The following is a 12434-nucleotide window of genomic DNA, read 5'->3' as shown; positions in this document are numbered from 1 at the left end:
AGAGTCCAGAGGTTTATGGAAGAACTCCAAGAATTAAAGCCGGACCCATTCTTTAGAGAAGTTAGATTTCTATCTTCTTATGCGGACGCTTCTAAAGTTCCTTCCAAAGGTATTCCTCATATCGCATTCGCCGGTCGCTCCAACTCCGGAAAGTCCAGATTGTTAAACGCAATTGTAGAAAGAAAATCCTTAGCAAAAGTTTCTGCCACTCCGGGAAAGACCAAATTACTGAATTTTTTCTTAGTTTCTAAATCTTTGTTCTTAGTGGATACGCCTGGTTTCGGTTATTCCGCAAATTCTCACAAAGATCATGAGCAGATGATGGATCTTTTAATGAATTATCTTAACTCTGCTAAAGATCTAAAATGTCTATTCTTACTATCCGACGCTCAAAGAGAATTACCTGACGAAGAATTAGAATTGATTGGTACCTGTTTCGAAAAAGGAACTAAACCTGTTTTAATTCGTACTAAAATAGATAAACTTAATCAGTCGGAACTTTCTAAACTTAGGAAAAAAATGAAAAACATCCAAGGATTATATCCTATGTTGGAAATCGTTTTTGTTTCACCTAAGTATGGAAAAGGTCTACCAGAACTCAGAAAGATCATAGAGAATATGATGAAATCCTTAATCATTCCTCCGATGGAAGAGGATGCGATCCCACAAGAGATCAACGAACAAGGCTAAAGATTAAGCGTGAGTTTCTAAAAGATTGCCGGCGGAGTTGATCGCATCTCCGTAATATACTTTTCCGGCAAATTGGATCTGTTTCTGATTTAATTCTTGGATCGTTTTTAAAGTCTCTTCCAAAAGAGCTTTCAGTTTTTCCTGGCTTAAAGCCATTTCCAACTTACGTTTTCTTTCGATCAATTCCATATGACGGCGAGCTTCATCTTCCGATTTTCTTTCAGGATCCTCGTGTGAAGATACCTGATTCTTATCCAATCGGTTCAATTCCAGATCTATATCTCTCAATTCGGACATAAGTTCCCATTCTTTATCAGAGATGAGCTCTGAATGAGAAGCAGCTTCTTTTTTCTTAGCGGAATCGGTCGATTTGTTCGAATTCCCACCCGCTTCTTCATTCAAAGTTAAAAGATCAGGTTTTTCTTTTTCGCCCTTTTTAACAGTGGTAGCCTTGGTTTCTCCGGCTACAGCCACTAATTTTCCGTCCCTAAGTTCGTATTCGATGGATACGTCTATGGATCGAAGCTCCGCATTATCTCTGATGGCTTCGTTGCGAAACTCAGCAACGTGCCCTAGTTCATGGGAGATAACATGGAGTACAGAACTAGCCTGAGGCGAACTTTCCAGTTGCCCGTGACCAATGTACTTAACCGAAGTATCTTTCGGTCTTTCCATCATGGAAGAAGATTGTATAACTCCCAGGTTCATCCTATTATAAATGTCGGCCTGGCAAGCCTTGAGTTTAGAGTTTTGGAAAAAAATTCCCAATACTTAACAGAAAAACGTTATCTGCAATGCGCTATCTTATTAAGTATCTCAAGTATGCTTGAGTCGCAAAGATCATGAAATACGATCGCGTATCTTTGCCCCATATTGCTAACAGTTCTACGAATAACCTCTCCTGGTATCTCGCAGGTAAACATAGGTGACATAATCGTGATCTTATTTCCGGGACTCCAATTCTCATTCGAAAGAATGGATGCTCCTATCATCGATATATCAACCAGAGTACCTTCGCTCCAATTTCCTCCCTCTAAAAGTTTTACCTTACTGTCTTTACGGAATCTTGTATAAAATCTTTGATCCGCCGGCAAATCAGGTGTTACCTTTTGGGTAGGATTCATCCCGATCTCTAGTTCTTGCATAGCCGGAAGAGCTTACAGTACTAAGAAAAAATTTAAAAGAAGATTTCTTTTGAAGGTAAGAATCTTTTAAAAAAATGAATATAGAAGTGAAACAATCAATTAAGAATAGATCTAAACATCTATTCTTATACTAACTTTATATTAAAGTTGAAATATATCAGCTTCTCTTGCTAATACTATCTCAGAAAGAGCAGTGGATTGTTTTTCTTGATTGAACATTCGTATGATTTCTTCGTCCGGATGATCAGGTTCATGATGAGTTAGAACCAGTTTATTTACACCCAGAACTTCTCCACAGCGCACAGCTAATCTTCCGGATGTATGACCCCAACCAATCTTACGTTCCGCTTCTTCTGAGCTGTATTGTGCATCTATGATCAACATGTCAGGACTTCCGATTTTAGCGCGTAAATGTTCAAATTCGGAAAGATCCTCTTCTCTCACTTCCACATCGGTGCAGAATAGGAAACTTTTTCCATTTTCTTCTATATGATAACCGGTACAGTTTCCCGGATGTTTTAAGAGAAAAGGAGTTACTTTAAAATCACCGAGTTGAACTGTCTTTTGTCTTTCGAGAAGGTTGAATGTCTTCTTGGACATCATCTCATCTAAAGTGATCGGGAAATTTTCTGGATTCTGTTGTCGATCGAACCTTTCCTTTAGGTTAGAGATCGTGGAGTAAAAATCGACTTGGACACTCGGTATGTATCCAGGTTTAAAGAAAGGCCAACCTTGAATATGATCCCAGTGAGTATGCGTCACTAAAATTTTGACGTTGCCGCCCTGAGCAATGCCTTCCTTCAAGAGATCATTTCCAAGTTCTCTCATTCCGGAGCCGCAATCTATAATTAGTTTCTGACCGGTTGACGATTCAACATAAACGCAAGTGGTGTTTCCTCCCACAGGGTGTAACAGTTCCGTCCCTAAAGATTGTAAGAATGTTGGAACGGAGAAGGTTCCGTTCTTTAGTTTGAACTCCCTATGAGCTGACTCTAGGATCTTTTCCAATTTTTCTCTATATTCTGAACCGGAAAGCGGAGTAGGAAGAGATCCTCTCACTCCGTATAATTTTATTTTCACTGTATTAAATTAGACAACTAAGAGATTTGGTATTTGCAGGCATTCGGCGATGACATCGAATTTTCGTGAAAAACAATGGAAGATCGCCACTCGAATCCCCTTTACCTCTGATTATTTCTTAAAACTAAACCCCGGAAGTAAATTAAAAAAAAACGATTTGTTTTCTGGAGAATTCGGGACATATTATCTAGAGCTTGGTTCCGGTTGGGGAGAGGTTGCCGTATCCTTGGCAAAAGATAATCCAAACACCGGCTTTGTTCTCATGGAGAAGAAGGCGGATCGTTTACGCAAGACAATCCGTGATTTGAAGCAATACGATCTTAAGAACGTTAAACTTCTTTCAGTGAACTTTAATTGGTTTTTAGAAGAAATTTTCGAACCAGGTATCTTCGACGAAATTCTTCTAAACTTTCCTGATCCTTGGCCTAAGCGCAGGCATCATAAACATAGGACCTTAAATCCCCGATTCTTAGATACGATTCATATTCTTTTGAAGAATGGTGGCAAATTCCATTTTGCTACAGATTACGGCCCTTATGCTCGTAAAGGAATTCGCCTTTTTAGAGATGATCTTAGATATAAACCGATCCACTCAGAGTTTTCTTTACAAAGGGAAAATTTTCCAATCTCCCATTTTGAGCAAGAAAAACGGGAGGCTGGCTCCCGTATTTATTATTTAGATCTGACCAAGGTCTAAACGGTTCTTAGTGATACAATAAAGAGTAAACATTGTCTGAATCTTGGACTAGTTTGTAAGTCCAGACAGTTTCTCCTTTTTCATCATATCTAACTGCTGTATTATCTTTATATAATACGATCACATCTTTCTTTTTCCCTGGCAAAAGACCTTCTACTTCTTTGTCCGAAATTTTGATCTCTTTCAGACCGGAAGAATCCGCATCCACACGGTAGATTTTATCGTTACCGGTAAACCAGAGAGAATTTCCTCTCACGCTGAAAAGATTTGCTGACTTGTCTGAAATTTCAGTTTTAGTCGCCTTTCCTTTGCCGGAAACATAAACGATCTCTTTATCCGTACGGAAGAATGTTCCATCTTCAGTTGCACCGAGTAATCTTGGATTTGTAATTCCTGTCCAAGCAGAATCAATATCTTTGCTTAGCTTTGCATCAGCGTATAAAATTTTATCTTCTTTTGAAGAAGACTGGATCAAGAATAGTTGTCCCTTTTTAGAAGCTGACCAAGATTTAGAATCCAAAAGAATAGATTTATTTTCTTCGAATGTATCCGAGTAACTGGTTAAGGTTCTTTTTCCCGAGGTTTCAGTTTCTACTAAAATTCTATCTCCGGAAACCATTGCCTTTTTGAACATTCCTGGCAGATTGATAGTTTGGAAGACGGAACCAGAATTTTGGTCTCTAACTTCTAAACTTCTATCCGTAAAAGCGTACACTCTGCGATCCGCGAGAACATTACGGAAAGGTTTAGTACTTGTGATCCTCCAAAGTCGAATCGCCCTATTCTTATCTAGCGCCTCGATAGAAGTTCCGTAATTTACCAATAATAGATCGTTAATGATCACTGGAACGCCAATTAAAGATCCACGATTCGGGAACGGTTGTAAGATTACCGGGGTATCAGAATCGGAAAGGACCAATCTTTCTGCTTGGCTGGAATATGGAGAATTCGGGAATTTTTCTGCGAGTTCTCTTCCTAATTCTATAGCCAACTTTTTGTATTCAGCATTCGCAGGATTTTTGGTTTTTAATTCCGAAAGAATTCTAATACGCGCATGTAGAAACTTCTCATCCCTTTCAAGTTCTAATGCTTTTACGATTTCCGCATCGGCAGCTTCCAAATCCCCTTTTTTGAAGTAGATATAAGAAAGTTGGAAATGTGCGTCTGGGAAGTCGGGATTTTTTTTAATAATTTCCTTAAATATTTCTACAGATTGCTCCAGAAGATTATCGTTAAAAAGAACAATCCCAATATTATAAGGAGCTAATTCGTTTTCAGAGTCCGCCTTCATGGCGCTTTCGAATTCTTCTTTGGCTTCTTTGCTCTTATTCTGATTATAATATGCGATCCCTTTACCGATCCTAGAAGCTGTAAATTCAGGATTTAGTAACCACGAACGATTGAACGACTCGATTGCAACATCAAAGTTTTTCTTTTGTAAACCAATGATTCCAAGTTGGTAGTGGCTATAGTAAGAATCCTGTTTTTTTTCTAAAATCTTTTGGAAACCTTTCTCAGCATTATCCACTTCTCCCTTTCTAAGTAAGAAGGCGTAAATTGCTTCTTGGGCCGCAAGATTTTTAGATGCATCAGGGGAATTTTCTAAAAGTGAAATTCCTTTCTCTTCCATCCCCATCGCAAGATAACATTCAGCTACCTTAATATACAAAGTAAGTTTTTTTGTTTTATCGTAAGCAGATTGGTAAAGCGGAATTGCTTTTTCGTAAGACTTATTATCGAAAAGACGATTTGCCTTTTGGATAGTTGGAATTACTTCAGAGAATTTTCTGTTCTGGTCTATGGTTTGTTTTGCTTCCGCAATCTCAGGCAAATCTTTAGTTAATTTTTCTGCCTTTGCCAACCAAGAACTTGCAGAATCATAATTTGCTTTTTCGTTTTCTTCTAAAGCAATCTTATAATAAAGAAATGCCAATCGGAATTGAATGGATTCATTGTCCGGGTACTTCTTCATTAAATTTTTATAAGTATTTTCTGCTTTATCGAATTCTTTTTTGTCTTCGTATGTTCTAGCTAATACGATCCCTGAGAGAGGGTCATTTCCCGTGATTGCCTCTAATTCTTTTGTGTACTGAGCAACTTTAGATTGGTTTTTCTGAGCAGAATAAAGACGGATCAAACCTTGGAGTGCAGGAAGATTTCCTTTTTGAAGGCTGAGAGCTTTTAGATAATTTTGCTCCGAAAGTTTTGGATCTCCACTGATCTGATATAAACGACCATATGCAGTATAAACTCCAGGATCATCTTGGTCTTTCGCCTTTGCACGATCGAAATAAGTTTTTGCAGACTTTGTGTCTCCTTTACGAAGACGTAAATCTCCTTCATGGATTAGCTCTGAAGACTCTAAGAATGCTGCAACTTTCTTCGTTTCATCGTCCGACTTTAAACTATCTAATTCATTTTTAGCGGTTTTGTATCTATGTTCGGAAGCAAGAAGATACACAAGGTTCAAGACAGGTTCCTTATAATTCGGATCCAGCTCGCGAGCCTTACTAAAAGATACCATTGCCTTTGCATTTTCGCCCAAAGACTTTTGGTTCAAACCGATTTGGTTGTAGATAGTCGCGTTTTTAGGGAAGAATGGAATGGCCTTTTCTAAAACAGAAATCGCCTTTGGGTTATTCCCTGATTTACTATACGCCGATGCCAGACCGGAATATGCCTCTAAATAGTCTGCCTTTAGTTTGAGGGAAGTTTCAAATGCTTTTACAGCACCGTCTGTATCGTTAGAAAGTATTTTTGCATTTCCTAAAAACACAAATGGAGAAGGGTTCTTAGGATCTAATTGAGTAGCAGAAGTAAAAAATTGGACTGCTTCTCTGTAATTTTTAACCTTTAGAGCTGCATTTCCTTTTTCTAATAAACCAGCCACCTTAGTCGCAGAAGCCGACTGTTTCGCAGATGCAAGATCCGGATCCGCAGTTCTAGCCTTTTCAAAGTAAACTTCTGCTGCTTCGTAATCCTTTACCTGAACAGCGGTATCTCCCAGTTGCATGTACAGCTGGGCCTTAAATTTGAACTTATCTTCCGGAATGGACTTGAGAGCGGAATATGCCTCGTCGTATTTTCCGATCGTTTTCAGTAATACTGCTTTTTTAAATGTATAAGCGCTTCCATCTACCTTAGGAAGTTTTTCCAATTTGGAGTAAACTTCTAATGCATCTTTATTAGCACCTTGCGAAGTGTATAAGATCCCGAGAGTTAAAAGAATTTGCTCATTCTCAGGATCTAACTCTGTACCTTTTTTTAAAGAATTCAAAGAATCCTCTGTTTTTCCCAACCGATATTCGGAAGATCCGATCAGATAATAACCTTCTGCAGTAGGATATGCTTTTACTGCTTCTCTACCTTTAGAAAGAGAAAGTTCGAATTTTCCTTTTTGGAAGGCCGAGTTCCCTTCGTTGATCAATTTGGAAGCTTGTTTTAATTTTTGAGCTGCGATAATATCTTTTTCCAAAATCGCATCTTGGGAATTCGATTTTCTAAAATCTTTAGAAACACAATGTATCGCAAAGACTGAAACGACGGATAATATTATAAAACGAGAAAGTATACGATTCATCACTTGTATCCCTTATAGAGAATCTTAAGATCTTTGATGGGAGTTTTTTCCCTAAACTCTTCTCCTCTGGTCAAAACGGAAATAGTCCAGAGTCCTCCCGCAGGTAAATCTCCCTGCCAAACCATATCCCTTCCTAAGTATAAGGACAGTTTTTTGTTTTTTAAATCCGTTTTAAACGAAAATGGACGGCCTATGTCCTTGTCCACATCCAGATATTTATATGTGCTAAGTGTTTTCCCATCGGAAGGGAATTGGAAGATGGAAACCTTCTCCTTTCCTGCTACAACTCCTAGAGAAAGTCCATTTAAGTGGAATGTTACAGCAACGGTACCGTCTCCATGATCTACAGGAAGTAAGAAGTAACCTTCTATCTCCAATTCTTCCGGAATGAACGGAAGAGAATACACTCCATTCCAACCGTTGGATAAATTTTTCTTTTTTGCAAATTCCAGACCATTCGGCCCGAAAGGAGAAAATCCAAATTCTCCGGATGGTTTCCAGAATTCTAACTCGGATAATAGTCCGTATCCGAAATACGGAAGTGCTAATTCTACCAAACGATCCGGTTTTACATCCAAAATCCCTTCGTAATATACGTAAGCACCATCTGCACTTTCTTTTAAGAGCTCCAATTGATAGGCTCCTGGAGTTAAGTTACTACGAAAGAAAGGAGTTTCTCCTTGTTTGTAACCATCCAAAGACACGGAAAGTCCGTTTGGAACTGTGATTACTTTAGCAGATCCTAATGTACGATCCTCTTCCCATTCTTGGAACAAGAAACTTTTTTTGCCCGCTCTTACTTGAATGGTCTTTGTGATCGGTTTTTTTCCTTTTAGGACTACTTGGATGTCTTGGATACCTTCTTGGATTGGCACCTCAGTCAATGGAGTATTTCCTAAAGACTTACCTTTCCATAGTATCTCAGTATCTCCGGAAGAAGCTCTTACAGTTAAGGTTCCTTTGATAGAAGAGTTTACGATTTCTTTAATTCTAGTTAGATCAGGTTTTCTATCCCAAACCGGAACAGTGGTTTGTTTGGATTCTAAAGAAATAACTCTATCGGAAGATTTCCAGAAGATCGCCTGGTTCCAAGCTCCCACTTCTTCGGTAGAAACCGGACGCTTAAAAGAAAGTTCGAAATCTCCGTAAGAACTTGAATCTACGGAATCTTTTAATTCGAATTTGAAAGTCCAACCTGTTTCGGATTCAGTTACTGAACCCAGAACCAAAACATCTACGTCTTTGGATTTTAACTCCTGAGCTAACCCGGCTTTGTTTTTCCAAACATCGGAAGAAATTTTTGCGTTCGAAAATTTGATATCTTTCCAAATCAGACTGATCTCTTGATCAAAGTAAGAGGCCAATTTTTTATCCACCGATTTAGGATATTCGATTGGAGAGAATGCTAAGATAGGGATCTCATGCCCTGCTTTACGCACCCGATAATCAGTGTCGGATTCCCTAAAAATGAATACACTCTCGGAGTCACCTATCGACTTGTAATACGGTTCTTGTATCAGTTTAGAAGGTTCATTCAGCTTCTGTACCGAGGAGCAAGTAAGCCCAAGACTCGTAATAAGAGAGAATAAAATAAGATTACGAAATGAATTGTTCCCCATCCCGTAAAAAAATTTCCCAGGGACTGATTTAGCAAATCTTTTCCTAGTTCCGGAAAAAATGAGGGCCTTTTTAGAAAGAAATATCCGACCTCGGTTGGTCCTTTTATAGCATTAGAAAATTACGAAATATTTACGCGAGAATGCGCATATGAAGAGAAACCCCGCTGAATTGCGGGGCCTGATAATATTTTAGAAAAGCGGAAAAGAAGAAGAAACTAAATTAGAAAGTTTCTTTCGCGTTGAGTTTCAACTTTTCTTTTTGAACGTCTTGTTGAACGTATTTAGTTTCGTTCACTTGCTGAGCAGTTCTTGCTACTTCGTCCGCATTGGCTCTAGTAGCTTCACGTTTCTGCAATTGGGTACGAACTTCTTCCACTGTGGAAGCTTGGCTCAAAATACGAAGTTCTTCGCTGGACGCTTTCAGCTCATCCACTAGATTATTGTATTCTAGAACATCGTTTTTCTTAAGAACGATCAGTCCTTTTAGTTCTTTAACTGACTCAGGTCTCAAAGAAAGGATCAGTTTTTCGGTCAATTTTTGGTTCTTCTTCAGAGTGATCTCTCTGTTTCTTTCCAAGATGACTTCCGATTCTTCGCCGACTTTAGATACTGCAACGGAACCTTCCAGAACTGCGAATTTAACATCGCAATGATCTTCTGCACAGTTCACTTTTTTACCTGTAGGATTTTCAACAGAAGTTAAGAAGGTAGTTCCGCGAACTCCCGCAAGAGCGGTAGGAGTTACTACGCGGAAATCGGAGTTTTTATTCTCCTTACGAACCAAAGTTACGATCCTTCCGTAGTTCAGATTGACCTTAACGTTAGTTCCTTCGTCTCCTACTAAGGCTGCGATAGATACTTCAGTATCTTTGGAAACTTTGATGATACCACTTTCGGCAACCATGATCTCAACGGATCCATTTTTGCCGGTAAGGATAGTGTCTGCAGCAGTTACAGTCTGACCGAATTCGGCTTTTTTCTCACCTTCGGCGGACTGGACTTTTACATCTCCGTTCAACCAAACGATCTTTGCAGTAGAAGATACCGCTTCCGATTTGACTTGGCCACTGCTTGTTTTAGGACTGCAGGCAATCAGATAACCGGATGCCAGTAGAGTCATTAGAATTAGGGTGTTTTTACTTTTTAACATATATTCTCCCCCGCTTTTTAAGCTTAAGAATCCTCTAGATATAACAAACTAACAAGGACTTTTTACCAATACTTCTGTTTAAACTATTTTACAAAAAGCAAAAGATTTGGTTTGGAAAAAAATTTCCTAAAAATGTCCCTTTGGCAGATTCTACTAGAATGCTTGAAAACTAACCCTTAAGGGTTAGCAATTCGCGAACGAATTCTATTTTTTCTCTGCCTTTTTAGGCTCTATTTCAGGTAAAGAATCCAATTCCTCTTCCAGTTTACACTTCGGATAATGATCTGCACTTAGACTGGAGCCTACCCAACCAAATGCCTCTTGAGAAGAGATAACGTGAATGTCCCAGCCTTGCACTATATTCGGACAATCCCAGACCTTATTCTTACATAATACCTGACTCGCCTTAGGTTTTGGATACGCCCAAGCTGCCGGAGGATGAAGACATTGCATCTCTACCTCCGCTAACTTACGCATACGTTTTACATTTTCTTCAAATTGTTTGAATAAGTTTACCAAAGGATTGGCAAGGACTTCGTTGAAGTAACCTCTGGAAGTATTATAAGCTAAAAAATATACCAATTCTTCCATTACATATTCTTTATCATGCGTGAAGGAGCTAACAGTATGAATATATCTAGCTATCTTTAAAGAATCCGTAAGAAGTTCACGTAACACGTCTTCCGATTTATCGGGAAGTCCTGCGTCTTCTTCGTCATCCGGTGTAGAATCACTTTCTCCATCATCCACCATTAGCTCAGCGAAGAATGTTTCATCCGGATTTTCACGATCCGATTTTTTGGGTCCTGCTGCGACCACTTCTACGTTATCTTGAAGTCCTAGAGGGACATGGTTTGAAGCAGCAGAACATACAAATTCGGGGAGATCCAGCTTCTGCATGAAGTTGGCACATTGTTTTGCAATTCTAGTCTTTTCAGTATCATCAGGAAATGGCCTGTTCCACTGGTCTCCGGTTACCCGAGCGATGTCCATAAAGATCCCGCCCAGAAAAGAATACCGACGTAACATTTTGTATTTTAGTGCATCAGGGATCAGAACAATTCCCAAAGATAATAGCCCCAATTCACAGATATGTTTGAAAAAGTGAGGATTCTTTTCGTACACTTTAAAAAGTGAAAGAAGATGTTTTCTATTATTGAGACCGTTTCGGATGATTCCCTTAAAGTTGAATTTGTTCTCTTCGTACATGAACTTTAAGAATTTCTTATCCGTTTGCTTGAGTTGAAGAACGATCTTCTCAGCGAGCTTGTCTTGGATCTGGCCGCTCAATTCTTTGGTTAATTTTATCTTAAATTCGGGATTGTACTGACCCTTAATTTCTTTCAGTCGAGTAAGAGCAGATTCTTTTACCTGTACTTCTTCCTTTACTAGAATATTGCCGCTATTGTCCTCGATCGCATTTAGGAAACGTAACATATTCCCGGCATTATAATCTCGTACGAAGTTTAAAACCTCTTCAATCGAGTTATATTCTATCGATTTAGGATTTACTTTCATTCTTTAAGTGATCTCTACGTGTGATTCTAAACGGGTTTTCCAAGCTTGCAAGCATAGATTCCAAGCTCTTTCTTCTTTCCATACTTATATCGGTCGCTTCTCCCATAGAAAACAACATTTTGCATCCGGGGCCAGCGTCACAACAGTCGGAAATATCACAGTCCTCTTTATACTTTCTCAATTCCGGGTAACTTTCCAAGATTTCACCTTTGGACAAATGTAAGATCCCCCATTCTTTGATACCTGGAGAATCGATTAACACGATATTATCTTCCAGGACCAGGAAGTTGGAGTTTGTAGTCGTATGTTTACCCTTCTTAGTGGAAAGACTGACTTGAGAAGTTTTTTGCAATTCCCTATCGGATAAGACGTTTACTAAGCTAGATTTTCCAACTCCGGAATTTCCGACCAAGTAGGTGGTTTTGGAAGAAAACTTAGAGCAGAGTTCCTCTAGACCTTGGCCGGTCTGACAAGAGACGATAATTATCTCGTAGCCTAAATCTTTGTAAACAGATGAGCGTTTAATCGCAGTTTCTTGATCTACTAAATCGGATTTTGTGAATATGATTAGGGGAGGGACCTGGGATAAGTAAGCGGCCGCCAAACAACGATCCAAAAATCCGTCTTTGGTTTCAGGATCTTTTAAAGAAGCGAGGACTGCAATTTGGTCCACATTCGCACAGAGTACCTGTGCATCTCCCTCTTTACTTTTACGCAAAAGTTCGTTATTACGGGACAATCTTTCTTCGATGGCCCATTCTCCGCCCGATTCCATTGCACAAACCCTGTCGCCTACAACAAAGGGATGTCTTTCTTTTGCTGCGATATTTCTGAGCCTTCCTCTAAGTACGGCTCTGACTCTTCCTCTTTCTGGAGAATACAAATCATAGAAGGCTCCGAAGACCCTTGCTATCGTAAAAAACTCCTTTACTGGAATTGTGGAACTAGACATTCT

10 protein-coding genes are annotated in these 12434 nt (G+C 39.2%); 2 read left to right on the top strand and 8 right to left on the bottom strand.

Features of this window, described 5'->3' with window-relative positions:
* Positions 1-15: 15 nt before the first annotated feature.
* Positions 16-690, top strand: coding sequence for a ribosome biogenesis GTP-binding protein YihA/YsxC (gene yihA / locus CH365_RS06860; protein ID WP_008591632.1), 675 nt, complete (start codon positions 16-18; stop codon positions 688-690).
* Positions 691-693: 3 nt separating this feature from the next.
* Here the strand turns inward: yihA and CH365_RS06855 are convergent, their stop codons facing one another.
* The 3 genes from CH365_RS06855 to CH365_RS06845 form a co-directional block, all read right to left on the bottom strand.
* The gene (locus tag CH365_RS06855) at positions 694-1398 is read right to left on the bottom strand and encodes a hypothetical protein (protein ID WP_100767890.1); all 705 of its coding nucleotides are present in this window, start codon (positions 1396-1398) and stop codon (positions 694-696) included.
* A 77-nt stretch (positions 1399-1475) separates the two neighbouring features.
* Positions 1476-1814 carry a PilZ domain-containing protein gene (locus CH365_RS06850; protein ID WP_100767889.1) on the bottom strand — a complete coding sequence of 113 codons (339 nt, stop codon included), beginning with the start codon at positions 1812-1814 and terminating at the stop codon, positions 1476-1478.
* Positions 1815-1976: 162 nt separating this feature from the next.
* Positions 1977-2915, bottom strand: a complete 939-nt coding sequence (locus CH365_RS06845; protein ID WP_100767828.1) for an MBL fold metallo-hydrolase — start codon at positions 2913-2915, stop codon at positions 1977-1979.
* Positions 2916-2964: 49 nt separating this feature from the next.
* Between CH365_RS06845 and trmB the strand changes: the two genes are divergently transcribed.
* The gene (gene trmB / locus CH365_RS06840) at positions 2965-3612 is read left to right on the top strand and encodes a tRNA (guanine(46)-N(7))-methyltransferase TrmB (RefSeq protein WP_100767827.1); all 648 of its coding nucleotides are present in this window, start codon (positions 2965-2967) and stop codon (positions 3610-3612) included.
* A gap of 7 nt (positions 3613-3619) precedes the next feature.
* On the opposite strand, the gene CH365_RS06835 is transcribed toward trmB, so the two are convergent.
* The 5 genes from CH365_RS06835 to rsgA form a co-directional block, all read right to left on the bottom strand.
* Positions 3620-7192 carry a tetratricopeptide repeat protein gene (locus tag CH365_RS06835; protein ID WP_100767826.1) on the bottom strand — a complete coding sequence of 1191 codons (3573 nt, stop codon included), beginning with the start codon at positions 7190-7192 and terminating at the stop codon, positions 3620-3622.
* Positions 7192-8811 carry an LIC10124 family lipoprotein gene (locus CH365_RS06830; protein ID WP_244283017.1) on the bottom strand — a complete coding sequence of 540 codons (1620 nt, stop codon included), beginning with the start codon at positions 8809-8811 and terminating at the stop codon, positions 7192-7194. The genes CH365_RS06835 and CH365_RS06830 overlap by 1 nt, the downstream gene beginning before the upstream one ends.
* Positions 8812-9031: 220 nt before the next feature.
* Positions 9032-9961 (bottom strand): FecR family protein, encoded by a 930-nt coding sequence (locus CH365_RS06825; RefSeq protein WP_100767825.1) that lies wholly within the window; start codon positions 9959-9961, stop codon positions 9032-9034.
* A 204-nt stretch (positions 9962-10165) separates the two neighbouring features.
* Positions 10166-11479: a hypothetical protein gene (locus CH365_RS06820; protein ID WP_100767824.1), complete on the bottom strand. Its 1314-nt coding sequence runs from the start codon at positions 11477-11479 to the stop codon at positions 10166-10168.
* A complete protein-coding gene (gene rsgA, locus CH365_RS06815; protein ID WP_100767887.1) occupies positions 11463-12431 on the bottom strand; it encodes a ribosome small subunit-dependent GTPase A in 969 nt (322 codons plus the stop codon). The genes CH365_RS06820 and rsgA overlap by 17 nt, the downstream gene beginning before the upstream one ends.
* Positions 12432-12434: the final 3 nt, after the last annotated feature.

Origin of the sequence: Leptospira neocaledonica (assembly GCF_002812205.1) — a bacterium.
Taxonomy (GTDB): Bacteria; Spirochaetota; Leptospiria; order Leptospirales; family Leptospiraceae; genus Leptospira_B; species Leptospira_B neocaledonica.
This window is presented reverse-complemented; position numbering and strand designations above follow the sequence as displayed.

Bases quoted from the DNA above. Each gene is read 5' to 3' on its own strand.
- CH365_RS06825 (WP_100767825.1), bottom strand. From the start codon at position 9,961: ATGTTAAAAAGTAAAAACACCCTAATTCTAATGACTCTACTGGCATCC.
- rsgA (WP_100767887.1), bottom strand. From the start codon at position 12,431: ATGTCTAGTTCCACAATTCCAGTAAAGGAGTTTTTTACGATAGCAAGG.
- CH365_RS06850 (WP_100767889.1), bottom strand. From the start codon at position 1,814: ATGAATCCTACCCAAAAGGTAACACCTGATTTGCCGGCGGATCAAAGA.
- trmB (WP_100767827.1), top strand. From the start codon at position 2,965: ATGACATCGAATTTTCGTGAAAAACAATGGAAGATCGCCACTCGAATC.
- CH365_RS06835 (WP_100767826.1), bottom strand. From the start codon at position 7,192: ATGAATCGTATACTTTCTCGTTTTATAATATTATCCGTCGTTTCAGTC.
- CH365_RS06820 (WP_100767824.1), bottom strand. From the start codon at position 11,479: ATGAAAGTAAATCCTAAATCGATAGAATATAACTCGATTGAAGAGGTT.
- yihA (WP_008591632.1), top strand. From the start codon at position 16: ATGGAAGAACTCCAAGAATTAAAGCCGGACCCATTCTTTAGAGAAGTT.
- CH365_RS06830 (WP_244283017.1), bottom strand. From the start codon at position 8,811: ATGGGGAACAATTCATTTCGTAATCTTATTTTATTCTCTCTTATTACG.
- CH365_RS06855 (WP_100767890.1), bottom strand. From the start codon at position 1,398: ATGAACCTGGGAGTTATACAATCTTCTTCCATGATGGAAAGACCGAAA.